This is a genomic window from Bacillus sp. DX3.1, assembly GCF_030292155.1.
Lineage (GTDB): Bacteria > Bacillota > Bacilli > Bacillales > Bacillaceae_G > Bacillus_A.
In genome coordinates, this window is the sequence record NZ_CP128153.1 from 2,447,180 (window position 1) to 2,472,724 (window position 25,545).

Sequence of the window (25,545 nt, forward strand, 5' to 3'; positions counted from 1 at the left end):
GGTGTGGCGGAATGGAATTTACTCTTACTAGAGAAAAACAAATGATCAAAGAAATGGTACGCGACTTTGCTGAAAAGGAAATCGCTCCAAAAGCTGTGTATTATGACAAAACAGCAGAATTCCCATATGAAACATTTCAAAAGATGGGCGAACTAGGCTTATTAGGAATCCCATTCCCAGAAGAATATGGTGGATCTGGCGGCGATACATTATCGTACGCGTTAGCGGTTGAAGAAATCGGGCGAGCTTGTGGTGGGACAGGATTAAGTTATGCCGCAACAATCTCACTAGGTGCTTCGCCGATCTATTACTTTGGTACAGAAGAACAAAAACAAAAATATTTAGTTCCGATGGCATCAGGAAAAACGCTCGGCGCTTTTGGTTTAACAGAACCGAATGCAGGGTCTGATGCAGGTGGTACACAAACGAAAGCCATTTTAGATGGTGATGAGTATGTGATTAGTGGTGAGAAGTGTTGGATTACAAATGCTGAGTATGCAAATACAATCATTGTAACCGCTGTCAATGGTGTTGAAGAAAATGGTAAAAAACGTATCTCTGCTTTTATAGTACCGACAAATAGTGAAGGTTTAACGATTACAAGTCCGTACGATAAAATGGGCGTTCGTGCTTCAAACACATGTGAAATCGTGCTTGATAGTGTGCGTGTTCCAAAGGAGAACATCCTTGGTGATGTGAATAAAGGATTTAAGCAATTTTTATATACGCTTGATGGTGGTCGTATTTCGATTGCGGCATTAGCTGTCGGAATTGCACAATCCGCGTTTGAACGTGCACTTCAATATGCGAAGGAACGTCAACAATTTGGTCGACCGATTTCTAATTTCCAGGCGATTCAATTTAAATTGGCTGATATGGCAACTGAAGTGGAATTAGCACGTAATCTAGTACATAAAGCAGCTTGGTTAAAAGATCATGATAAACCGTTTGGAAAAGAAGCAGCAATGGCAAAACTTTTTGCGTCAGAAGCAGCAAGTCGTATTTCCAATCAAGCGGTGCAAATTCATGGTGGATATGGTTATATGCGCGAATATGAAGTAGAGCGTCATATTCGTGATGCGAAGCTTTTAGAAATTGGTGAAGGTACTTCTGAAATTCAACGTCTCGTAATTGCAAGACATTTAGGTTGTAGATAAAAGGGGGACTCACTATGTTTCAAAAAATATTGATTGCCAATCGCGGTGAAATTGCGGTTCGGATTATAAAAACGTGTCAAAAACTTGGCATTCGTACTGTCGCAATTTACTCAGAAGCAGATGCAAACGCTCTTCATGTAAAGCTTGCGAATGAAGCTTATGTAGTAGGTGGACCACGTGTTCAAGAGAGTTATTTAAATCTCGAAAAGATTATTGAAATCGCCAAGAAAACGAATGCTGAAGCAATTCATCCTGGTTATGGATTATTATCAGAAAATCCTTCTTTTGCGATTCGCTGTAAGGAAGAAGGAATTGTATTTATCGGCCCGTCTGAAGAAGTCATTGCCAGAATGGGGAGTAAGATTGAATCTCGCCATGCAATGCAAGAAGCAAATGTTCCAGTTGTACCAGGAATTACATCAAATATTGAGACTGCTCAAGAAGCAATTGAAATTGCAAAACAAATTGGTTATCCATTAATGCTGAAGGCATCCGCTGGCGGCGGAGGCATTGGAATGCAATTGATGGAAACTGAGCAAACGCTCACCAAAGCATTTGAAAGTAATAAAACACGGGCACAAAACTTTTTTGGTAATGGTGAAATGTATTTAGAGCGATATATCGCAGATGCGCATCATATCGAAATTCAGCTTCTTGCCGATACACATGGAAACACGGTGTATTTATGGGAACGTGAATGTTCTGTGCAACGCCGAAATCAAAAGGTAATTGAAGAAGCACCGTCCCCATTCCTAGATGAAGAAACGCGTAAGGCAATGGGAGAAGTTGCAGTACAAGCGGCGAAAGCGCTTGGCTATACAAATGCAGGTACAGTTGAGTTTCTCGTTGATGATGAGAAAAACTTTTATTTCTTAGAAATGAATACGAGATTACAAGTGGAACATCCAGTCACAGAAGAAATTACAGGTCTTGACCTAGTAGAGCAGCAACTTCTTATTGCATCAGGGGAGAAACTTGCATTTACGCAAGCTGAAGTAAACCGTAGTGGTCATGCCATTGAAGCGCGTATTTATGCGGAAGACCCAAAAACATTTTTCCCATCTCCAGGGAAGATTACGGGGCTAACACTTCCAGCTACTGTACGGATTGATCACTTTTTAGAAGACAATGTAACAATCACACCATTTTACGATCCAATGATTGCGAAAGTAATTGCTCATGGAGAAACGCGTGAAGAAGCAATTGCTAAGCTGCAAGATGCGCTTATGGAATTAAAAGTAGAAGGTATTAAAACAAATACACCGATGCTTCTACAAGTGTTAGAAGATGAAGTGTTCCAAAGTGGTATTTACACAACAGGTTTTGTTACAAAACAGCTTGTAAAAAAATAAGGCTTATGAATATTAAAGGGGGAACAAATGATGACAAAAGTGTATGCATCGATGGCAGGAAATGTTTGGAAAATTGTTGTAGGAGTAGGAGATACAGTAGAGGAAGAGCAGGATGTCGTCATTTTGGAATCTATGAAAATGGAAATTCCGATTGTGTCAGAAGAAGCTGGGACAGTTATGAAAATTAATGTGCAAGAAGGCGATTTTGTGAATGAGGGAGATGTATTAGTAGAGGTTGAATAGGGAGAAGAAGGGGTGAAATGAAATGAAGCTACCTACTTTTGCTGTCATTAAAGAAGTGGGACCACGTGATGGTTTGCAAAATGAAAAGAAAATTGTTGACACAAAAGATAAAGTGAAATGGATTCATTTACTTTCAGAAGCTGGTCTTTCTTATATTGAAGTTTCCTCTTTCGTTCACCCGAAATGGGTTCCTGCTTTAGCTGATGCAAGCGATGTGTTTGCAGAGTTAGAGCGGAACCCAGATGTTACATATGCTGCGCTTGTTCCAAATCAAAATGGTTTGGAACGAGCTCTTTTGCAACATGTAGATGAGGTGAATGTTTTTTTATCAGCGAGTGAAGCTCATAATAAAAGCAACATAAATAAGTCCATTACAGAAGCGCTATCTGTTATTCAAGATATTACAAAACAAGCACATTTTGCAGGTAAAAGAGTAAGAGGTTATGTATCTACTGTATTTGGGTGTCCTTATGAAGGAGACGTTAGTATTGATGCTGTCGATGAGTTATGTAATCAACTCTTCTCATATGGCATTTATGAAGTCTCACTAGGGGATACCATTGGTGTTGCCAATCCTGCACAAGTGGAGCGTGTATTGGAACATTTACTTAGAAAATATGATACTTCTCAATTTGCGATGCATTTTCATAATACGTACGGCATGGCACTTGCCAATGTTGTCAAATCATTAGAATGCGGCGTAACGACATTTGATAGTTCATGTGGTGGTCTTGGTGGCTGTCCCTATGCACCGGGAGCATCAGGAAATGTTGCGACTGACGATTTAGTGCATATGCTCCATCAAATGGGCGTACAAACAAATATAAATGAAGAAAAATTACTGCAAGCGAGTCAATTTATTCAAAGTAAGCTGAATATTCCATTGTCAAGTAATGTGTATCGTGCACTTCAATATAAAACAATAAGTAGGTGATAAAATGCTAAAACTACAAAATATTTCAGTCGACTATGTAACAGCACATATCGTAAAACTAACTTTAAATCGTGAACGTCAAGCAAACTCACTATCTCTTGCACTTTTAGAAGAATTACAAGCCACATTAAGCAACATAAATGAAGAAAATGATGTCCGCGTTGTAATTTTAACAGGAGCTGGTGAAAAAGCATTTTGTGCCGGTGCGGATTTAAAAGAACGTGCCAATATGAATGAAGAACAAGTACGTCACGCCGTTGGGATGATTCGGTCAACGATGGACATGATCGAACAATTGTCACAGCCTGTGATTGCTGCCATTAACGGAATCGCACTTGGTGGTGGAACTGAGTTAAGTTTAGCATGTGATTTCCGACTTGCTTCCGAAAAGGCAAGTCTTGGCTTAACAGAAACGTCGCTTGCGATTATCCCAGGAGCTGGTGGTACACAGCGTCTTCCACGTCTTATCGGCGTTGGTAGAGCGAAGGAATTAATTTACACAGCACGTAGAATTTCTGCAGCTGAGGCAAAGGATTATGGATTGGTTGAATATGTTGTTCCTTCTGACATGCTAGAAGAAAAAACAATTGAAATTGCAGAGCGAATTGCTAGCAATGGCCCAATTGCTGTTCGGTTTGCAAAAGAAGCAATTACAAACGGAATACAAGCTGATTTACATACTGGATTACAAATGGAAAAACAGGCGTATGAAGGTGTGATTCATACGAAAGATCGTCTTGAAGGGTTACAAGCATTTCAAGAAAAACGTAAGCCAATTTATAAGGGGGAGTAATTGTGCTAGATCAGAAACAGCAATCTCGTACGTTTGAAGAACGTGTTGAAGAAATTAAACAAGGCGGTGCACCGAAGTATCACGAGCAAAATAAAGCAAAAGGAAAAATCTTTGTTCGTGATAGACTCGCTCTTTTATTTGATAATGGTGAATATGTTGAAGATGCCTTATTTGCAAATTGTGAACAAACAGGATTACCAGCGGATGGTGTTGTAACAGCTACTGGTAAAGTACATGGACGCACTGTATGTGTAATGGCAAATGATTCGACAGTAAAAGCTGGATCATGGGGTTCACGTACAGTTGAGAAAATCTTACGTATTCAAGAAACAGCAGAAAAATTACGAGTACCTCTCTTTTATCTTGTCGATTCCGCTGGTGCGCGTATTACAGATCAAGTTGAAATGTTCCCAGGTCGCCGCGGTGCAGGACGTATTTTTTATAACCAAGTAAAGTTATCAGGTAAAGTGCCGCAAATTTGTTTATTATTTGGTCCATCGGCAGCTGGTGGTGCTTACATTCCTGCTTTCTGTGACGTTGTCATGATGGTCGAAGGAAATGCATCGATGTATTTAGGTTCACCGCGTATGGCTGAAATGGTCATTGGTGAAAAAGTAACGCTTGAAGAAATGGGCGGTGCCCGTATGCATTGCTCCGTATCAGGATGCGGTGATGTCCTATGTAAAACAGAAGAAGAAGCAATTGCAGGGGCGAGACAATATATATCCTACTTCCCAAGTAACTATTTAGAAAATGCTCCTACGATTGAACCGCAAGAACCGAAACAATTTGAAAAAACGTTAGAACAGATCATACCAGAAAATCAAAATGCTCCTTTCAATATGAAAGATCTTATTAACCGTATTATTGATGAAGGCTCTTTCTTTGAAGTGAAAAAATTATTTGCTCAAGAACTAATTACAGGATTAGGACGTATCAATGGAAAACCAGTCGGTATTATTGCAAATCAGCCGCGTATGAAAGGCGGCGTATTATTCCACGATTCTGCTGATAAAGCGGCAAAGTTTATTAATTTATGTGATGCATATCATATTCCGTTACTATTCCTTGCGGACGTACCTGGATTTATGATTGGCACAAAGGTAGAGCGTGCAGGTATTATTCGTCACGGTGCTAAAATGATTTCCGCAATGAGTGAAGCGACAGTACCGAAAATTTCCATAGTTGTACGAAAAGCTTACGGCGCCGGTTTATATGCGATGGCAGGCCCTGCATTTGAGCCGGATTGCTGCTTAGCATTGCCGACAGCTTCTATTGCTGTTATGGGACCAGAAGCTGCTGTAAATGCCGTTTATGCGAACAAAATCGCTGCTTTGCCAGAAGAAGAGCGTGCAAGCTTTATTGCAGAAAAACGGGAAGAATATAAACAAGACATTGATATTTATCGTCTTGCATCAGAAATGGTCATTGACGGTATTGTTCATCCAAATGATTTGCGAGAAGAGTTGAAGAAACGCTTTGATATGTATATGAGTAAATATCAAGTATTTACAGATCGAAAACATCCAGTTTATCCAGTATAAAAGCCCTTTATAGGGCTTTCTTGTTTGAAAAATAGGGAGGGGAAAAACATTGAAACAAGCCGTTTGGTTTCCAACTGAAGAATATAAAGAAAAAACACGTTTATATGAATGGATGACAGCGCTTGGATACGAAGACTATGAAACATTTTACAAAAAATCAATTGAAGACACTGCCTGGTTTTGGGGGGAAGCGGAACGTGCCGTCGGCTATCAATGGATGAAACCATATACAGAAGTATTGGATTTAGAGAACGGTACTCCATTTGCACAGTGGTATACTGAAGGAACATGTAATGTTGTAGAATCTGTTTTATCTCGCTGGCTTGCAGACGAAGAAACAAGAAAACAACCTGCATTAATGTATGAAGGAGAAAATGGAACGACAAAGTCGTTCACATATGAAGAACTTGATCTTTGGGTGAGCCGTGTCGCCAATGGATTGAAGCAGTCTGGAATTGAGAAAGGTGACCGTGTAACAATTTACATGCCAATGATTCCAGAAACGGTTGTTGCTATGTTAGCAGTTATGAAAATTGGTGCGATTATTTCCCCGATTTTCTCAGGGTTTGCGGCAGATGCAGTCATGACACGTGTACAAGCCGCAGGATCGAAAATGATTATTACAGCAGATGGGTTTTCACGCCGTGGTAAAATCGTTTCTTTAAAAGATGAGGTTGATAAAGCATGTGAACATTGCCCATCCGTTGAAAAGGTTGTAATCGTTCGTCATGCAGGAAATGATTTTACACCTCATCACTACGATCTTTCATGGAGTACGCTGGAAAAAGAGAAACCATTTACACATGCTGAAGAAATGAAAAGCGATGATCCCCTTATGTTAATCTATACATCTGGAACAACTGGAAAACCAAAAGGAACCGTACACACGCATGCTGGTTTTCCGTTAAAAGCAGCATTTGATGCTGGATTTGGTATGAATATTAAGCAAGGTGACCGTGTGTTATGGGTTACAGATATGGGCTGGATGATGGGGCCGTTTTTACTGTTTGGCTCTCTTGTAAACGGCGCAACAATGGTAATGTATGAAGGGGTACCTGATTATCCAGAAGCTGATCGGTTATGGGAAACGGTTGATCGATACCAAATTACACATCTAGGCATTTCGCCTACATTAATTCGAGCATTAATGGCAAAAGGCGATGACTTTGTAAAAAAACATTCTCTGCAAAGTTTAGAAGTTTTCGCATCAACAGGAGAGCCATGGAACCCAGACCCATGGATGTGGCTTTTTGAGACGGTTGGAAAAGGAAAAGTGCCAATTTGTAACTATTCAGGGGGAACGGAAATTTCCGGTGGTATATTTGGAAATGTTCTTATTAAACCGATTGCACCAATTAGTTTTAACGCATCATTACCAGGAATGGCAGCTGTTGTATTAGATGAAAAAGGTGTGCCAATTCGAGATGAAGTTGGCGAGCTATGTTTAGAAAAACCATGGGTTGGAATGACAAAAAGTTTCTGGGAAGATGACGAGCGGTATGTAAATACGTATTGGTCTCGTTTTGAAAATAAATGGGTGCATGGTGATTGGGTCATCTACGATGGAGAGCAATACATTATTACAGGTCGTTCTGATGATACGTTAAATATCGCAGGAAAACGAATTGGTCCGGCTGAATATGAATCTATTCTTGTAAAACACAATGATGTAGTAGAAGCCGCTGCAATTGGTGTACCCGATGAAATAAAAGGAGAAGTATGTCACTGCTTTGTTGTTTTACGTGAAGGCACATCATTTACACCTGAACTTAAAAAAGAATTAATGAGTCTAGTAAATTCTCATATTGGGAAAGCATTATGTCCAAAAGACGTTCACGTCGTAGAAGATTTACCGAAGACGCGTAATTCTAAGGTAATGAGACGAGTAATTAAAGCGGCATACTTAGGAAAAGAACTAGGAGATTTATCTTCTCTAGTTAATCCAGAAGTTGTCACATATATTCAAGGATTACAATCTCAACAAATATAAACGGATGAAGCGAACTCTTTATAAAAAGAGTTCGCTTTTTATCTTTTTGAGAATCGAGATAGAATAGGACATGCTTAGTGCATGTGTTATGTTATACGATGTTCAAATTATCTATCCTTTCGTGCTAGGTCTCATCCTCTTAATAGTGACTTTATTAACTACTATTGTTTGGCAAAAACGTTCTCGAAAGCAGTATACACATGTAAAAACAGAACAAGTATAGATAAAGAAGCGGCAAATAAGTCCCGCTTCTTTTTTTATTTTTATAGGTTTGCAATTTATTTCAATGCTAATTTTCTTAAGTTTGTTTTAGATTCTCACTGTAAGTTTAAAACAAAGTTAAACCGTTTATAAAAAGAAAAACCGAAATATCTGATCTTAACAAAGGTGGATTTTCATTTTTTTCTTATCGAACTATAGGGGCAGTTTAGCTCAGGAAGGATTATTATAGAACCAGTTATTAAATTAGCTAGGTTATATAACCTTTAGCACTAAAACGACCAATATAACAAATATTGTGGTTGGAAATCCTCTTAGTGAAAATCTATATATTGCATTAGTTCAGTTATTCCTTTAAATTGCATAGTTAGTTGATTGTTTAAATTTTGTAGTGCAAGCTGGAACGATCGCTCTACTTTTGTGTAACTTTGTGTGTCTAAGTCATTTAAAAGTTCTTTCATATTTTCAATATAATATATTGTCTTTCTTAAACTACTAATGACTAATATTTTTCTCAATTCAAGTACAGTAAAAATTCTATATCCATTTTCTTTATTTCTTTCTGAGTGAATTAACCCCTCTTTTTCCCAATGTCGAATTGCAGAAGTATTTACTCCAGCAATTTCTGCTACTTTTCCAATGCTCATATAATCAGTTATTTTAACATTTTTATATTTAGTAAAATCAGCACTTGTTATCATGGTCAGTATTTCTTCAATTCTATGTTTTTCTACTTGGATGTTGTATTGTTGATTATTCACTAACCAAAGTGCATTTTCAATGTCTCCATTCTTAATTTTTCTCATTACATCATAAACAACGGGTATATCATATCCATTCAATAATGATCGAATAGTAATAAAGGCTTGAAAATGGATTGGCTTATAGTATCTATGATTACTTGTTGTTCTTGGTACATCAGGAATTAAGCTTTGTTCTTCATATCTCCTTAAAGTGGTCGTACTTACTTTCAATTTATTAGCAATTTGTTTAGGCGTATATGTATTTTTCATTTATTCATTCCTTATCATTAAAGTAAAACATTCAAGTGCTACAATAACATAAAAAAATAAAAACAGTATAATATCAACGTTTAAAAATGAAAAACTGAGATATTGCATACATGTTATATGATAGTAGTATAAACAAATTAGGAGTGATTATATTGAAAAAAATCGTAAAATTAAATGATGGTTCAGAATTGGAAGTTGGTTTAATTGGAAATGCCAATAGTAAAGTAATCATGTTGCCAATAGCCAAAAAATCCGTTTATGGTCAAGAAGCCGAAAACTTGAAATTATGGGGCGTAGATCCTGAATTAGGAAAAAGATTTATCGAAGGACTTTCCGACAAGTTTCAGGTTTTGTACTTTGATTATGAAGGACATCTTTTTGAAAATCCAAACCCTGATAATCTCACACCTGAGAATATTGCAAAAGATTTATTATTGATAGCTGATAAAATGAATGTTGGAAATTTTAGTTATTATGGTTATTCATGGCTGGCTCTAGTTGGATTACAATTGGCAATCAGAACGAATAGACTAGAAAGTTTAATTATGGGAGGGTATCCACCATATGAAGGACCCTATAAAGAAATGATGATAGTAACCAATAAGACATACGAGCAAGCGTTGAATAATCAAAATATATCTGAATATCAACAAGAAAAAAATACTAATCCTGAAGAAATTGATTGGGATAACATACAAGTAAAAATTGATCCAACTCAAACGAAACAATTTGTTACTATGTATAAAAACTTAATAGATTTTGATGATAAAAAAATTCAAAATAGATTGAATATCCCTAAACTAGCTTTTGCAGGAGAAAAAGATACAATCGTTTATGGTGAAAACTTTGGAAGCGTGACTGTTGATATAGTCGGTTTATTACAAAAAAATGAAAAAGAATTAGAACACTTAGGTTGGGATGTAGAAATTTTAAAGGGAAATAACATGAATCATACAAAAGCAATGCAACCTATTACTGTTCTACCTTTGATAAAACCTTGGTTTATTGATAATCTATTGTCATAGTTTAGACGGTAATCAGAAAGATAAGAGGACATAATTCAATATTTGAAGTAAATACTTTAAAGAGTGGTTGGATAAAAAATAAAGTTGATAAGAAGGAATCAATTGATTATATAGAAAAAGGAAGAATCATGCTAAAATAAAAAGAGGATATAGATACTATGTTCATCGTAAGTATCTATATCCTCTTTTATATACAGAATAATGTAGCATGTAGATTACAAAGTTATTTATTTTCTGTAACCCTATCTAACCATTCGTTTATTAAAGAATTAAATAATGCTTGTTGTTCAATTTGTAAATTATGTCCGGCCTTGTCCAAAACTGCAAATGTAGCTCGGGGATATTTATCTAGTAACTCAAAAGCATCCTTATATCCTACAACAGAATCTTGTTTTCCTAAAAGAAAAACACTTGGGGATTCAAATAACATATTATCTATTTCAAAAGTAAAACCATATTCCTCTTTAATTTTGGATAACAATTTTTCATCAGCTATTTCACAGCCAATTAAAATTTCATTTTTATAACGTTGCCAAGTATATTCATTAAGTACTACCGAATTAGAACGGAAAGCATCCCTTTCTTCTTTATTTAGCTTCTCTAAAAAACTTTCATCTTTATAAATAATTAAATGTTCAGGAAGGTTTCTTTTACCCATCTCAGGGATAATCATTGGACAAATAAAAGCAGCACCAGCTATCTTTTCTTTATTTTTTGCAATAATGCCTCGTGCTAAATAGCTGCCATATGATTCACCGACAACTAAAAAAGATTGGTTTGGTATAATTGCTTCAATAAAATCGATAACAATTTCTAACATGTCATTAGAGTTTTTAATACTTTGATAATTTTTTGTTTTCCCCATACCTGGAAGATCAAGATAAATTCTTTTAAATCCTTCTCGTTCTTTAAAAATTGGTTCCATACAACCTATCATTAATCTTGAATCAGGAGAGAAGCCATGGATCATAATGATGGGCTTCCCTGAACCAAACACTTCATAATTAATTTTTACAGTCCTTATTAAGCACTCTGACATCATTTTTCCTCCTAAAATAATTATTTATTCTAATCTGGCGTATTATGGATATTGATTATTAAGAGTCGTCGTCTTAATTCAGCCACATCATACTTTCTAGATTCATTTTCATATTCCTTTATTTATATCTATTTTATTGAGTGATGAATTATGTAGAAAAGAAGGGGAATAAAGGTGAAAAAGGAGAATTAGTAGACTGAGGCTAATTTAATTGGAAGAGGTTTGCTTGAAGACATAAAGAAATGATGAGTAGTTATTATCATGAATTTCAATTTTTATTGTCTAGGACAATAAAATTAGCGAGTTCTATAACAACTTTGCTATAAATATAATGAGATGGATTTGTTTGAAAAATGTTATAGGAGAGATGAGATATGGACAAAGACGATTGTTTTGTCGGAATAGACAGCGAACAGCATGTTAAGTTTTCTATTATCATCCCTGCACATAATGAAGAAAAGTATATTGGTAGGTGCCTAGATTCAATTGTAGCTGCATCAACACCGTATAAAGATCAAGTGGAAGTCATTGTTGTACTAAATCGCTGTAATGACGGTACGGAAGAAATCGCAAAATCGTATCATTGTGTAACACTGCAAAATGAGAATAAAAACCTTTCAAAAATCAGAAATGCTGGAGCGGAAGTAGCCAGAGGGGAAATTATTGTTACAATAGATGCTGATAGTTGGATGAGTGGCAATATGTTGAGTGAAATAGAACAGCACTTGATAACAGGAAAGTACATTGGTGGTGGAGTTAGTGGAAAATATGAACGTGTTTCGTTAGGAATCATTGTATCAGGATTACTATTAATTATCCCGCTTATTTTTAAATATGGCCTAGTATCAGTCGGGATGTTTTGGTGCTATAAAAAAGACTTTGATGCAATCGGCGGATTTAACGAAAATATGTTAATGGCTGAAGACGCTGAGTTTGCAATGCGGTTAAAAAAGCATGGCAAAACATGTGGTAAAAGGTTTGCCACTATAAAGAAAGCGTATATGACAACTTCTTGTAGAAAATTTGATGAACATGGAGATTGGACATTACTAAAGAGACCACAAATCATTTTTGCATACTTGAAAGGAACAAATACGAAATATGCAGACGAGTTATATTATGAAAAAGAAAAAGAAAAATTATAATAAAATAAACCGACTCGTTTTGGAAGATACAAGTCGGTTTATTTGTATATGAAAGAGAGCTTTAAATTAAAAATCCTCTGTATTTTTCATACGTGTATGAAGAAAAAGCAAACCTAATATAATGACCAAAAACGTTACAATTTGCAAAAATAAATTTTTAAATTGAAGCAAACATGTCCATGATTCCGCAAAATTCTTTAAAGATTGAAGAGAAGAATTTTGTGAAGGCTTGAATCCATAAGTAAATAATTTTTTTGTTTCAATAAACATACTATCTTCTCCGCTTGTCCCCATCACAACAGAAATGAGTCTTTTATTTCCTTGTTTGGCTGTTCCTGTGAAACTATATCCTGCAGCATTTGTGAAGCTAGTTTGTAAGCCTTCGACTCCTTTAAACTTTACTTTTTTATCAAGTGAATACAACATTTTATTTGTATTGAAAACATGTATATCTTTGAAGGTGAATTTGTAAGAGGTTAATTGAGTCATTTCCAATATGAATGGATAGTCTTTTATTACATGCTGAGCTAATTTCGAGGCATCTAAAGCAGTCATTTTGGATTCTTTATTTTGTTCATTTGTAAGTCCAGTTGCATTTATAAAATAAGAGTCGCTAGATAACTGTAGCTGTTTCGCTTTTTCATTCATTAATCCTGTGAAACGTTGTTCATTTTTAGAAATATGTTCTGCTAAGGAAACTGCCGCAATGTTGTCGGATGCAAGTATCATCGCATGAAATAAGTCACGAACTGTTATACGATCTTTAGTTGTTATATCGATGTTTTCTCCTGCTGTGTGTAAAGCATTTTTACTGATTTTCACACGATCATCCCATTTTATCGTACCTTCATGTATATGCTCCAACACAATATATTCTGTCATCATTTTTGATAGACTGACCGAGGGAAGAGGGATATCCTCATTTTTTTTATATATAATTTCTCCTGATGCTGCATCTATTAGAATAGCTGATTGTGCCTTAATTGTAGGTCCGTTTACATAGGAATAAAAATAAAAAACAATAATGGCTGTGATAAGAAAAGATATGAGAAGAATCATTGTTTTCTTGAAAAAGTGCATACGCTATCCCCCTTGTACATCTATATGAATAGTTTAGAATTAATATTTTAATTAGGAGAAAAGAAAAGGTAAAGAATTTCTAAAGAATTATAAGGAAAACATTAAGTTTTGAAAAATTTCACAATCTGTACGGTGAATTCAAAGTATGTCCAAGTTTAATAGATTCTTTGCACCAGAACCAAATCGAGAATATTAATTCTGATTCACATTTAGCGAAAGCAATGGAACTAAAAGGCGAGGAAATAGAAAAAACTGAGGATTAATCAGAAATTGAGAAGGAAGTAATTGCGAACACAAAGGATATTTTATATATACTAGATAAGTATGCAGGTAATTTTGATTTTCCTATATTAGACAATTGTAATTTTGATTTAGAACAATGCAGATTGTCTGTGTTCAGCAAGGAGGAAAAATGGATTATAGTGATAGAAGTTGTCGATTCTAGAGGCGAAGCTATTGAAAATGTACTGTACGCATATGGAAACTGCATTAATGCGAAGGGCCTCATCATCAGCATTGATGATCTAGTTTGCTTGAAAGGTGATGAATGGTGGTATGGCGATGACGGGAATTTTTTTGTACATCCTTTACATATGAGACTACTAATCCAGCAACAGCCAGTAGAGATATTTTCGACAGAAGAAGAATATAGACAGGTGGGGATCGAAATAGAGCCGTTTACAATGACAAAGTTGGCTCGTTATTTGAGTTTTTTGGAGGGGGTTTTGTTAATGAAGCATAGATTAATGTTTTTTAAAATGTCAGTAATATCTTTATTATTATTGACAGGCTGTGCGGGTGTGTCTGATTATGATGTTGATTTACCAGGAGATTATTCTATTGTAAGATCTTCGGCTCATAATGTTACCATAGCTCCCAAAGAAGGAAGTGGTGGTTGGGGAAGTGCTGTAATACCTACTAAAGTTACTGAAGTTGCTTGGGACAAAAATTATATTATTGCTAAACAAGTTGATTTGAAACAGGACCCCAAAAATAAGAATTATCATATTCCTAATAAACAGAATTATCATTATTGGATATTAGATATTAAGACAGGCAAAGTAACGGGTCCTTTAGATGATGAGAGCTTAAAAGAGAAAAGAACTGAATTTAAAATATCTAATGATGTTTTTTTAAATGAAATAGAGAAAATAAAATTAGCTACTTCTTAAACTAACGGGTGGCGTTAGTTTAAGAAGTAGTATGGAAAAAGATCAAACTTTTTTATGAAAATCGAGTCATCATTCATAATTAGTGAGGAAACGTGATAAGGAGAAAATATTTAAACTGCTGATTTTTTCCTTATCTATGGAACAGGTCGATAAACTCGAAAACATCTCCTATCCCTAATACCGGAGAACCGTAAAACGTATCTGGCATGGCTACGAGAAATACTAGGCACCTAAATGAGTTTGGTAGTAAAAGAGAAGTCCTTATTGAATTAATAGAAGGGATGGATTAAAATGGACATTCGGAAAATGCGATATTTTATAATGGTGGCAGAAGAATTGAATTTTAGTCGTGCAGCAGAACGTCTTAGGATGGCACAACCTCCTTTAAGCCAAGAAATCCGTAAATTAGAAGAAGAATTGGGAGTTCAACTTTTTCATCGAACAAAAAGAATGGTTGAACTCACGGATGCTGGGAAGATATTTTTAGAAGGAGCTCGGCAAACTCTGTTTCAAGTAGATAGAACCATTAAAGAAACACAGCTTGCAGATGAAGGGAAAATAGGGCATCTAATAATCGGTTTTGTCGATTCTACAGAAATCGTTATAGATATTCTTAAAAAATTTCGAGAACGTTTTCCTAAAATCCATCTTGTATTACGTGAAATGACAACGGAGCAGCAACTAAAAGCACTTTATGAAAAACAAATTCATATTGGATTTATTCGTTCTAAACAGAACAATGGGATACTATTTTCTGAAGTTTGTTCTGATGAATCTTTAAGATTAGTTTTACATCAAGACCACCCTTTGGCCTCGTTACCCAAAATTTCACTCGAACTATTAATTGATGAACCATTTATTTTGTTTCCGCGTCATTTTGGTCCGAATTTTTATGATTTAATTATTAGCTACTTTTGGGATCATGGAGTAAGTTTAAATATTGTTCAAGAAGCTATTCAAATGCAAACTATTGTTAATTTAGTTGCAGCAGGAATGGGAGTTTCTGTCGTTCCATCGTCGGTGGAAAATTATAAACGCCCTGGGGTTATCTATAAAGAAATCCAAGAAACTACACCAAAAGTAAATCTATATGTTGGATGGAGACAAGATGAAAAATCTGCAGTGTTAGATCATTTCTTAACAGTTGCTAGAGAAGTTTATTCGATTTCACAACTTAATCACAAAGAATAAAAGCCCATCTTGATGGGATGGGCAGTAAAATATTACAAAGAAAGAATTCTAATTTAATTTAATTTTAATTTTAAAGTAAGACTACAAAGATTTTGTGTATATTTCTAGTTAAGTAATGTGCTAAAATCTTAACCTGTTTTACTCGAATCGTACTCAACGAAACCTTCTAGTACTTCATCAATCTGATTCATTATTTCAGGTTCCAGTTTGACACCAGCAGCGAATGCATTCTCTCTTACCTGTTCCGGACTTGAGGCACCGATAATTGCTGAGGAAACATTCTGATTTTGCAGTACCCAAGCTACTGCGAGTTGAGCGAGGGTAAGGTCAATCTCTTGTGCGATGGGTTCGAGCTTCTGGATAGCAGTGAGTACATTGTCATTCATCCAACGTTGTGCAAGTTTATGAAAAAATGGTTTGCCAGCAGACGAATTAGCACGTGATTGAGTTGGTACTGGTTTACCGGGTTGATATTTTCCGGTGAGAACACCTTGTGCGACAGGAGACCATACTACTTGCCCAAGTCCCTCACGTTGACAGGTTGGTATCACATCAGTTTCGATAACTCGCCACAACATCGAGTACTGAGGCTGGCTAGCGATGAATGGAATATTCAATTCTCGTGCAAGTGCTGCTCCGCGGGTGATTTGTTCTGCTGTCCACTCACTTACACCGATATAAAGAACTTTACCCTGTCTTACAAGATCTGCGAAAGCTAACATCGTTTCTTCAAGAGGAGTAGTTGGGTCAAATCTGTGTGCATAATAGACATCAATGTAGTCGGTCTGTAACCGACGCAAAGATGCATTACAATTTTCTAGAATATGTTTTCGTGATAAACCTTTATCGTTTTGCCCAGTCCCAGTCGGATGACACACCTTTGTACATAGTTCAATGCCCTCCCGTCGTATACCTTGTAAAGACCGGCCGAGTACTTCTTCAGCTTTAGTGTCTGAATAAACATCAGCAGTATCAAACGTTGTTATACCGACATCTAGTGCAGCTTTAACACACTCATTTGCAGTATTCTCATCTACTTTACCCCCATGATTTATCCAGTTCCCGTATGCAATCTTGCTTATTGTTAATCCGCTATTGCCAAGTTTACTAAACTCCATCCCAGTTACCTCCTTTTAAAAGTTATATCTTCATTATAAAGACCGGTCTTTAATACGCATAATATATTATTATTAATAAATTTATATAAAATTTATATAAGACTGCAGTGCCCCTCTGTGTACTCAGAAGTTTGCAAGGCTGTGAAATCTATAGTCAGTAGCGTATAAAAACGTTAAAATGTTGTCTGTTCCCTATCAACATCAAGCTAAGTATGACTGCTAAACTAAAGTGAAACATTTGATAAAGTAGGGAAAATGTATTTTAATAAGACAGAAAGAATGTTTTATGACTTAGAACATGCTCCAGTAGATTCAGAATCAATGGGAAAGTATTATTTCAATTGTGCATGTACTAGAATTTTACGTTGTATTTAAAATAAAGAAGAGTTTCCAGATAGCATGGCATATGAAGCATGTGAAATTTTTAATAGAACAGGAACGTATAAAAGGTAAATAGAGTGATAGAAAAAAGGGTTTGTTCTTTGTTTTGAAAAGGGATGAATCTTTTGTTTTACTTCCGCTAACTCGCGTTATGTAAACACGATCTTAATACAAGGTTTACTAAGATTGTAGAAATGAGGAAACTACAAATGGATTTAATATTTATTAGACATGGGCAAGGAGAACACACCTTAGAACTATCTAAAAGTCTTCAAATAGCCGATCCTTTTTTGACAGAACACGGAAGAAATCAAGCTGAAGAATTAAAAAGTGCGCTACCGATAAGCTCAAGCGATTTATTAGTCATCAGTCCTCTTAGGAGAACATTACAAACAGCATCCATATGGAGTGATTCAATTACTTGTGAAAAATACGTAAGTCCCTTGGTTTCCCCAAGAACGTTTCCTTTACTAACAGAAGATAGAACATTACCTTGTGATCAAATGTTGTCCATTGATTCAATTAGAAAAGATTTTCCGCATTTTCAAATACATAATACCAATGATGATTTATGGAAAAAAGGAATCAATTGTATGCCTCATAAGGAATTCAACTCAATTGCAAAAAATTTTCTCCTATGGTGTAAAGTCATAAGAAAGAAAAAGGTCTTTATCGTTTCCCATGATGGAACAATTACAGCATATCGTGAAATCTTAACGAAACAAAAACTTACAAGAGAAGACTTCCTTGGTGAAACAGGGTGGATTAGAATAAATGTCAATTTGTAGTAATTATAGACTTTTGCCTTGGAGGGGAAGTTATGCGAGTACATGACGTAATATTTACGAGCGAAAAACTTGAAGAACTTATACTGAATGAAAGTGGTGAAATATTCGAAAATTTGAATAACAAAGAAAAATTTATAAGTAGTTTCATTGATTATTTTACAGAAGAATACGGAAATTCAGAATGTAATTACGTGGAGCTATTTGATGTTGACGGTCCAGACTATATTAAAATTGAATTAATAGATAATAAAGTGATTGTTACTGCTTCTTTGTTTGCAGGATTGTCTATATGGTCGGATAAAAAAGCTTTAGGAAAGGTAACAGCTACTATAGAGGGTGTTTATTCATTCGTTCTTATTGATAAAGATAGAAACATAATTATTTTAGATGAAAATTTACATTTGCATGATACTTCTTTTGCTATTACAAATTTTAAAGTAGAAAAACTACAAAGTATTGATCAATATTTTGATGACTATACAATTATATAAGTAATGGCTACTGTACAAAATCAAGTGATAAAAATCCGTTATTTGTTAATCGAAGAGGAACATTTTATAATCCAAAGACGTTATCTAATCAAGTGACAGGTATGATAAAAAAGACAAATTTAGATTTTTTAAAGCATCGAGAAAATCCTGTAATTGCATATACATTTAGTCACTTCAAGAGGAAGAGAACGGACTTTAACAAGTTTAAAAGACATGATTATTTCTGTATGTATCTTAAGTACATGCAGAAACCAATAATTCACTTCGAACATCAAAATTTGAAACTACTTAGATATTCTCCTTGCCGTTGTTACAAACAAAAAAATGCATAAAAAACAAATGAAAATGGGGTTAAAACCATGGAGTATAATGAATTTCTTAAGCAAGTAATTAATGGAGATTGGAAATCAAATCAAAAAGGATTTGTTGTTTATACTCCTGATAAAACCATCGAATATTTTGAAGATATATCAAAGGGAAAAGATATATTTTTAGCAGATTTTAAGTATGTTGAGGGTTTATTTTTTTGAGGCATGTTCTAATGTTATAAAAAAATTTTCTCATTCCGAAAATAATAAAGATGTATTTGTACTCGCATTTTTCGTTGATCCTGATGGCGGTAATTAGGTTAGTGTGGTAATGAATAATCATCAAAGTGTCGATTAGACTCTATATTGGAGTCTCACCAACAAAACGCGAATTTCGTACGTTAACAAGACCTAAATTCTGAGAACCCTTGAAAAATAAAGGAGCTTACATATTAGACATGTCTAATATGTAAGCTCCTTTGATTTAGAGGTCATCATTCAAAAATGAGTCCATTATTTAAAAGAGCCAATTTTGAAGGGAAGCACTGATTGTTTACTTTTTATTCACTTGATAGTATAGTTCGAGAAGGTCTGCCACAGGAATGTTATTTATTTTCATACCTGTTATATCACTCTGCTGTATTTCCACGTTCCTAAGGTTACTATTATTTATTTTACTACCTTTAAGGTCACACTAATTCCACCCACAATCATTTTGTTGTATATAACCTTGAAGTAATTTAACTCCTTAATCATATACTTAGTCATTTCAATTGAAGAATACCCTGGTGGCTGAATATTATAGTCAATTATATTCTCTTGATTTGGAAGCCATTTTTTTGCTTCTTCATCAAAGGTTCTTTTCTTAATTTCTGTTAACTTTTCAGCATCTATAATAGATGCTTTCTCGATCCTTATCATTGACATTTAGACGTCCCCTTTAAACTTAGAGTTAGGTACCTTTAACCCTTATATTACCATATCTGAACTAGTTTAATTTTTCAAATGGGCTACTTCAATAGTTTAAGAAGCTATACTAAACTAGTCCCTAAGAGTGAGTTATATATGCTTATAAACATCTGCTTAAGCAACCTTTAATTACTCACGTAATTGCTTGTTCTCACCTTCCAATTTCTTGAGACGGCGTTGTAGCTACATAATAAACGAACTAGACTAAATATGTAAGCTACTGTTTATATTTCTAATATCTATAAACAGAGAGGATATTCGTCTCTATATTAAACGAACACTCCTCTCTTCATAATACTCTAATTAATGTACGATTTTCTTTTTTTGATAAAGTGACCCCATGCCCATCAACTTAAGATTTTTAAGTACCCCCCAAAACGAAAATTTCACATGAATATCCATAATTGCATCTCTTTTTTCATCTAATTTGAAAATAAGCTTTCTATTTTTAAGAACCATCAACACCAGCTCAAATTATATAAATGAAATCCGTACATCCTACTTTTGCAGGAAAGAAAAATTATACAAAAGTAGGATGATTTAAGATATTTTTACTTGTATTATAATAACCAAAAGATATCGACATAAAAATTACAATAAAGAAAGGAATAAAAATAATGATACAGAGCATATACGAAACTCATTTACATGTAAGAAATTTAGAAAAGGCGATAGATTTCTATCAAAATAAGTTAGGGTTAGCATTAGCAAGAAAACTATCTAAAAGAAGAGTGGCTTTCTTTTGGGTAGGAGAAAATAAAAAACAAATGCTTGGACTATGGGAAATACATAATATTGAAGACTTTGAGACGAAACACTTTGCTTTTGGTGTAGATTTAGAGTTTTTAAAGACTTCTAAATTGTGGTTAGAAAAGCGTGGAATAGAAGTGATAGGAAGTCAGGGAAAAGGGAATCAAGAGCCAATTGTCCAAAGATGGATGCCAGCTGCAAGTGTATATTTTCTGGATTGTGATGGAAATAAATTAGAGTTTATTTCTATGCTACATGATAATCCAGACGAATTAGAATATGCATCCTATTTAAGTGAATGGGATGCGGAGCACCAAGAAAAATAAATGAAATTATATCTATAAACCGAAAAAAACGTTATTCTTTTTGTAAAAATATACAGAAAGGATGACGTTTTTTATGAATCTTTCGATTCAAAGTGAACTACAATTATTTTCTGAAGAATTATATGAACATCTTACTCCTTCATTTTTAGAAAATCTTGCTAGAAAACTAGGTTTTGTACAACGGAAACGTAAATTTTCAGGGCATGATTTAGCTACTATATGTGTCTGGATCAGTCAACGAGTAGCGAGTGATTCTTTAGTGAGACTGTGTAGTCGACTTCATGCTGTTACAGGAACACTTATGAGTCCAGAAGGACTCAATAAGCGTTTCACTAAAAAAGCTGTTTTCTTTTTAAAGCATATTTTCTCTGCACTATTAAAAAGTAAAATTTGTGAAACATCAGTGATTCCAAGCGCTTCAATCGCTTATTTTCAACGAATTCGTATTTTAGATGCAACGATTTTCCAGGTGCCAAAACATTTAGCTAGTGTGTACCCTGGGTCAGGTGGTTGTGCCTAAACAGCGGATATAAAAATTCAATTAGAATATGACTTACACAGTGGCCAGTTTTTAAATGTTCAAATTGAACCAGGGAAAAATAATGATAAAACCTTTGGAACAGAGTGTTTAGCGACATTATTACTCTCTCCGTTGGCAAATAGAGATTGTATTTAAAACATGGAAATCTCTATTTCAAATTCATCATTGGCAAAATATTAAACAAGAGCGATTAGAATGCCATGTTTATGGAAAACTCATTGCCATTTTTCTATGTTCTTCTACTATGTTTAAGATGCGACAATTAATTTTACAAAAGAAGAAACAAGAATTAAGTGAATATAAAGCAATTGGAATGATTCAAGATCATTTACACATTTTATATCGAACCATACAGCAAAACACCCAAGAAATAACAAAGATTCTAATCCGCCTGTTCCACTTACTCCAGAAGAATGGCCGGAAATCTCATCGATACGAGAAGAAAACAGTCTTTGATATTTTGGGTGTTGTCTATGAGTATAATGGATTGAGAAAACAAAAGAAAGCTGCATAATTTTTAAAAACGATACCTATCTAGGTTTATTTGGTATGCTCATTTTTAAGGACACAAAATATTTTAAGAGTTTTTTCGTTTATACGAACGAAAGTTCATTGTGTTTCTACTCTTAAGTTGATGGGCATGTGACGCTACCCCAAATTGAACATTTTATTCATAAAATGTTCAATTTATATCCATTGTGAAAATATTCACAAATGATATAATGAATATATATAAATATAACTATTTTGAGGAATTATAGTGTTTATTAATTTTTTAAGAACTGATAAACGAGCTACTTTTATATTATTATATTTATGCATTAACATTGCATAAATATAATCGAAATTTTCAAAAACATACTCTCTCTGAATTTGAGAAAAAAAGTCAAACTCAAAAGAAAGGTGACTTTGTTCATTTGAAAAAATATCCAGTTTAACCAAAATCAAAAATGCTAACGACAAATGTTCCTTTACGACGGACCAGCTCTTCCATCAAACTTCCGTATCCAAACATAAGATGGTTTCCAGATAGCCGCCTTTAGCCAACGTGTGATTCGTAAGAGAGGTTTCTTACTTTTCATTCCAATTGAACCAAAACATGTAAGAAAAAGGTGATGAGGAGAAGTATATTTCCCTTTGTATCAACGACTTCAAGAAGGCGAAAGACATTCTCTGTGCGATTTTGTGTGCAGCCGATATAAACCATTTTATCAGATAGAACGGCACTATCTTTAGGAAGTGAAAAGGATTCTACTTCACGAATAACAGCGTTTTTCTTCAGTCGGGAAACAAAAAATATGCATCGTCTGTCATTCGATCGAATCTTTCGTAATCCACATATGCGCGATCAAACACATACATGGCATCTTTATCATCCACAAGAACTTCAAGTTGATTTCTGTTATGTTCGATTGCATTGGTAATCACTGCTTTTTCAGGATAAACGGTTTCCTTATCCATGAAGACAAGTCGCAAGTGAAGTTTTACTCCTGCTTTCGTTTGACGGAACTCAGCCCATTTATAGTTGGTTAAGTTCAAAGGAAGCGTACTTGAATCAATGACTTTCAACGGCATGTTCTTTCCATCTTAATGAAAGCGTTTTCTTATGAAGGATTATTTTAGAAAATAAAGAACCTTTGACGCAAGAAATTATGTGTTATAAGTAACAATTTAGAATCAATTAATCTTGAAAAATGCCATGCTATCAAGGTTAAAATTGGTAAATGCAGGAAAGTTAAAACGATTGATACAAGTAATAATGTAGAATCATAACTACTAGTTCTCAACAATTGTGGTGAAATAAGTCTATAGATACAAGTAAAAACACTAAACTAAAGAAATAGTATTTGCAGGATATACTTTACTAAAAGATGGTGATTTATCTAACAATAAATAATTAGAAAATTTAACCATTACAGTTGCTGGTGAATTGGAGATTCGCAAACTCATTATCGATAGTAAACAAAATTTGATGAAAAAAGCTAAATTTCAATAGCCTAGGAGTGTAGGAGGTGGTTTTCTTAGGGGTGGAAAAAGTTATTTTTTAATAGGCAAAGATTGACGAAACGAAGAAGAAATAGTTGTGTTGTTTGCGTCTATTCAGAAAAAATTAAGATAAAATATTTAGGAGGTAGAGAGATGGTAGGGATTATCCTAGCAAGCCATGGCGAATTTGCTGAAGGCATCTTACAATCTGGCGCAATGATTTTTGGAGAACAAGAAAACGTTAAGGCTGTTACCTTAATGCCAAGCGAAGGTCCAGACGATTTGAGAGCAAAAATGGAAGCAGCAGTTGCATCTTTTGATAATCAAGATGAAGTATTATTCTTAGTCGATCTATGGGGCGGTACTCCATTCAATCAAGCTAACGGCTTGTATGAAGAACACAAAGACAATTGGGCAATCGTTGCTGGTATGAATTTACCAATGGTGATTGAAGCTTATGCATCCCGTTTATCAATGATGTCTGCTCAAGAAATCGCAGCACATATCGTTAAAACGGCAAAAGAAGGGGTTAGAATTAAACCTGAAGAGCTAGAACCCAAAGAAAATACTGATACCGCAGTTGCTGAAGATGGACAAGCAAAAGGTACGCTTGCTCCAGATACAGTAGTTGGTGACGGGAAAATCAAGTTCGTTTTAGTCCGTGTGGATTCTCGTTTATTGCATGGTCAGGTAGCGACTGCATGGACAAAGTCTACACAACCAAATCGTATTATCATAGTTTCAGATGCAGTGTCTAGAGACGACCTTCGTAAGAAATTGATCGAACAGGCGGCACCACCGGGGGTTAAGGCAAATGTTATTCCAATCAGCAAAATGATTGAAGTTGCAAAAGATCCCCGTTTTGGTAACACTAATGCACTAGTATTATTTGAAAACCCACTAGATGTCCTAAGAGTTATTGAGGGTGGTGTGGATATTAAAGAAGTTAACGTTGGTTCTATGGCTCATTCAACCGGTAAAGTTGTCGTTAGTAAGGTACTTTCTATGGGACGAGAAGATGTTGAGGCTTTCGAGAAAATGAAAGAAAAAGGCATTCAGTTTGATGTACGTAAAGTACCTAATGATTCTCGTGCAAACATGGATGACATTCTAAAAAAAGCGAAGGTTGAATTAGCATAGTGACATAGCAAATTTAAATGAAATGGGGGCTCATAATGTCTACTATAGAAATAGTTTTAGTAATACTAATTGCTTTTCTAGCTGGTATGGAAGGAATATTAGATGAATTTCAATTCCATCAACCACTAGTGGCATGTACATTAATCGGTTTAGTAACAGGTAACTTGGAGGCTGGTATTGTTCTTGGCGGTACACTTCAAATGATTGCACTTGGATGGGCAAATATCGGGGCAGCCGTAGCGCCAGATGCTGCATTGGCATCAGTTGCATCAGCAATTATTTTAGTATTAGGTGGACAAGGTGTTAGCGGTGTTGCATCAGCAATCGCAGTAGCGGTTCCACTTGCAGTAGCAGGCCTTTTCTTAACAATGATCGTTCGTACACTTGCTGTCCCTATCGTACACATGATGGATACGGCAGCTGAAGAAGGAAATATTAAAAAAATCGAAGTGTTACACATCGCTGCGGTGTGTTTACAAGGGATCCGAATTGCGATTCCTGCAGGAGCACTTTTATTTATCCCTGCACAAAGCGTTCAAGGATTCTTGGAATCAATGCCTGCATGGTTGACTGACGGAATGGCTATTGGTGGTGGAATGGTTGTTGCTGTTGGTTATGCATTAGTTATTAATATGATGGCAACAAAAGAGGTATGGCCATTCTTCATTATTGGTTTCGTAATAGCCGCAATTTCTGAATTAACACTTATTGCACTTGGTGCATTGGGTGTGGCTTTAGCTCTTATTTACTTGAGTCTTTCTAAAATGGGTGGTTCTTCAAATGGCGGTGGAGGCAACTCTGGCGACCCACTTGGCGATATCTTAAACGATTATTAATTCAGAAGGAGGAG

The 25,545-nt window shown here is 35.1% G+C and carries 21 protein-coding genes and 4 pseudogenes; 19 read left to right on the top strand and 6 right to left on the bottom strand.

The window, feature by feature from the left end; translation table 11 throughout:
• Nucleotides 1–11: 11 nt before the first annotated feature.
• The 7 genes from QRE67_RS11985 to QRE67_RS12015 are packed head-to-tail and all read left to right on the top strand — an operon-like array spanning nt 12 to nt 8,013.
• Nucleotides 12–1,157, top strand: coding sequence for an acyl-CoA dehydrogenase (locus QRE67_RS11985; RefSeq protein ID WP_286125043.1), 1,146 nt, complete (start codon nt 12–14; stop codon nt 1,155–1,157).
• A 14-nt stretch (nt 1,158–1,171) separates the two neighbouring features.
• Nucleotides 1,172–2,509, top strand: a complete 1,338-nt coding sequence (locus QRE67_RS11990; protein ID WP_286125044.1) for an acetyl-CoA carboxylase biotin carboxylase subunit — start codon at nt 1,172–1,174, stop codon at nt 2,507–2,509.
• Nucleotides 2,510–2,536: 27 nt separating this feature from the next.
• Nucleotides 2,537–2,752, top strand: coding sequence for an acetyl-CoA carboxylase biotin carboxyl carrier protein subunit (locus tag QRE67_RS11995; protein ID WP_286125045.1), 216 nt, complete (start codon nt 2,537–2,539; stop codon nt 2,750–2,752).
• Between the two features lie 22 nt (nt 2,753–2,774).
• Nucleotides 2,775–3,686, top strand: a complete 912-nt coding sequence (locus QRE67_RS12000) for a hydroxymethylglutaryl-CoA lyase (protein ID WP_286125046.1) — start codon at nt 2,775–2,777, stop codon at nt 3,684–3,686.
• Nucleotides 3,687–3,690: 4 nt separating this feature from the next.
• The gene (locus tag QRE67_RS12005) at nt 3,691–4,479 is read left to right on the top strand and encodes an enoyl-CoA hydratase (protein ID WP_286125047.1); all 789 of its coding nucleotides are present in this window, start codon (nt 3,691–3,693) and stop codon (nt 4,477–4,479) included.
• A gap of 2 nt (nt 4,480–4,481) precedes the next feature.
• The gene (locus QRE67_RS12010; protein WP_286125048.1) at nt 4,482–6,023 is read left to right on the top strand and encodes an acyl-CoA carboxylase subunit beta; all 1,542 of its coding nucleotides are present in this window, start codon (nt 4,482–4,484) and stop codon (nt 6,021–6,023) included.
• A gap of 49 nt (nt 6,024–6,072) precedes the next feature.
• On the top strand, nt 6,073–8,013 hold the full coding sequence (locus QRE67_RS12015; RefSeq protein WP_286125049.1) for an AMP-binding protein: 1,941 nt from the start codon (nt 6,073–6,075) through the stop codon (nt 8,011–8,013).
• A 533-nt stretch (nt 8,014–8,546) separates the two neighbouring features.
• On the opposite strand, the gene QRE67_RS12020 is transcribed toward QRE67_RS12015, so the two are convergent.
• A complete protein-coding gene (locus QRE67_RS12020) occupies nt 8,547–9,245 on the bottom strand; it encodes a MerR family DNA-binding transcriptional regulator (protein ID WP_286125050.1) in 699 nt (232 codons plus the stop codon).
• Nucleotides 9,246–9,397: 152 nt separating this feature from the next.
• On the opposite strand from QRE67_RS12020, the gene QRE67_RS12025 reads away from it, so the two are divergent.
• Nucleotides 9,398–10,270, top strand: a complete 873-nt coding sequence (locus QRE67_RS12025; protein WP_286125051.1) for an alpha/beta hydrolase — start codon at nt 9,398–9,400, stop codon at nt 10,268–10,270.
• Between the two features lie 223 nt (nt 10,271–10,493).
• Here the strand turns inward: QRE67_RS12025 and QRE67_RS12030 are convergent, their stop codons facing one another.
• Complete coding sequence (locus QRE67_RS12030; protein WP_286125052.1) at nt 10,494–11,309, bottom strand: alpha/beta fold hydrolase; 816 nt, start codon at nt 11,307–11,309, stop codon at nt 10,494–10,496.
• 374 nt (nt 11,310–11,683) lie between these two features.
• Between QRE67_RS12030 and QRE67_RS12035 the strand changes: the two genes are divergently transcribed.
• The gene (locus QRE67_RS12035; protein WP_286125053.1) at nt 11,684–12,454 is read left to right on the top strand and encodes a glycosyltransferase; all 771 of its coding nucleotides are present in this window, start codon (nt 11,684–11,686) and stop codon (nt 12,452–12,454) included.
• Nucleotides 12,455–12,520: 66 nt separating this feature from the next.
• Here the strand turns inward: QRE67_RS12035 and QRE67_RS12040 are convergent, their stop codons facing one another.
• Entirely contained in the window at nt 12,521–13,534 is a 1,014-nt protein-coding gene (locus QRE67_RS12040; protein WP_286125054.1) for a D-alanyl-D-alanine carboxypeptidase family protein, read from the bottom strand.
• 302 nt (nt 13,535–13,836) lie between these two features.
• Between QRE67_RS12040 and QRE67_RS12045 the strand changes: the two genes are divergently transcribed.
• Complete coding sequence (locus QRE67_RS12045; protein ID WP_483298702.1) at nt 13,837–14,706, top strand: DUF7003 family protein; 870 nt, start codon at nt 13,837–13,839, stop codon at nt 14,704–14,706.
• 291 nt (nt 14,707–14,997) lie between these two features.
• A complete protein-coding gene (locus QRE67_RS12050; protein WP_286125056.1) occupies nt 14,998–15,897 on the top strand; it encodes a LysR family transcriptional regulator in 900 nt (299 codons plus the stop codon).
• Between the two features lie 128 nt (nt 15,898–16,025).
• On the opposite strand, the gene QRE67_RS12055 is transcribed toward QRE67_RS12050, so the two are convergent.
• Nucleotides 16,026–17,015, bottom strand: a complete 990-nt coding sequence (locus QRE67_RS12055) for an aldo/keto reductase family protein (protein ID WP_286125057.1) — start codon at nt 17,013–17,015, stop codon at nt 16,026–16,028.
• Nucleotides 17,016–17,605: 590 nt separating this feature from the next.
• Between QRE67_RS12055 and QRE67_RS12060 the strand changes: the two genes are divergently transcribed.
• The 4 genes and pseudogenes from QRE67_RS12060 (at nt 17,606) to QRE67_RS12075 (ending at nt 19,205) form a co-directional block, all read left to right on the top strand.
• The gene (locus tag QRE67_RS12060; RefSeq protein ID WP_286125058.1) at nt 17,606–18,184 is read left to right on the top strand and encodes a phosphoglycerate mutase family protein; all 579 of its coding nucleotides are present in this window, start codon (nt 17,606–17,608) and stop codon (nt 18,182–18,184) included.
• A 32-nt stretch (nt 18,185–18,216) separates the two neighbouring features.
• The gene (locus QRE67_RS12065) at nt 18,217–18,675 is read left to right on the top strand and encodes a hypothetical protein (RefSeq protein WP_286125059.1); all 459 of its coding nucleotides are present in this window, start codon (nt 18,217–18,219) and stop codon (nt 18,673–18,675) included.
• A gap of 26 nt (nt 18,676–18,701) precedes the next feature.
• Nucleotides 18,702–18,848 (top strand): annotated as a pseudogene (locus QRE67_RS12070) (tyrosine-type recombinase/integrase); the annotation flags it as partial.
• A 186-nt stretch (nt 18,849–19,034) separates the two neighbouring features.
• On the top strand, nt 19,035–19,205 hold the full coding sequence (locus QRE67_RS12075; RefSeq protein ID WP_286125060.1) for a hypothetical protein: 171 nt from the start codon (nt 19,035–19,037) through the stop codon (nt 19,203–19,205).
• A 462-nt stretch (nt 19,206–19,667) separates the two neighbouring features.
• Here the strand turns inward: QRE67_RS12075 and QRE67_RS12080 are convergent.
• Nucleotides 19,668–19,910: pseudogene (locus QRE67_RS12080) on the bottom strand (GNAT family N-acetyltransferase); the annotation flags it as partial.
• A gap of 659 nt (nt 19,911–20,569) precedes the next feature.
• On the opposite strand from QRE67_RS12080, the gene QRE67_RS12085 reads away from it, so the two are divergent.
• Both QRE67_RS12085 and QRE67_RS12090 read left to right on the top strand, forming a co-directional pair.
• A complete protein-coding gene (locus QRE67_RS12085) occupies nt 20,570–21,028 on the top strand; it encodes a VOC family protein (protein WP_286125061.1) in 459 nt (152 codons plus the stop codon).
• 73 nt (nt 21,029–21,101) lie between these two features.
• Nucleotides 21,102–22,083, top strand: a pseudogene (locus QRE67_RS12090) (IS4 family transposase).
• A gap of 457 nt (nt 22,084–22,540) precedes the next feature.
• Here the strand turns inward: QRE67_RS12090 and QRE67_RS12095 are convergent.
• Nucleotides 22,541–23,141 (bottom strand): annotated as a pseudogene (locus QRE67_RS12095) (transposase); the annotation flags it as partial.
• Nucleotides 23,142–23,708: 567 nt separating this feature from the next.
• On the opposite strand from QRE67_RS12095, the gene QRE67_RS12100 reads away from it, so the two are divergent.
• The gene (locus QRE67_RS12100) at nt 23,709–24,695 is read left to right on the top strand and encodes a mannose/fructose/sorbose PTS transporter subunit IIA (RefSeq protein ID WP_286125062.1); all 987 of its coding nucleotides are present in this window, start codon (nt 23,709–23,711) and stop codon (nt 24,693–24,695) included.
• 35 nt (nt 24,696–24,730) lie between these two features.
• A complete protein-coding gene (locus QRE67_RS12105) occupies nt 24,731–25,531 on the top strand; it encodes a PTS mannose/fructose/sorbose transporter subunit IIC (protein ID WP_286125063.1) in 801 nt (266 codons plus the stop codon).
• Nucleotides 25,532–25,545 lie beyond the last annotated feature (14 nt).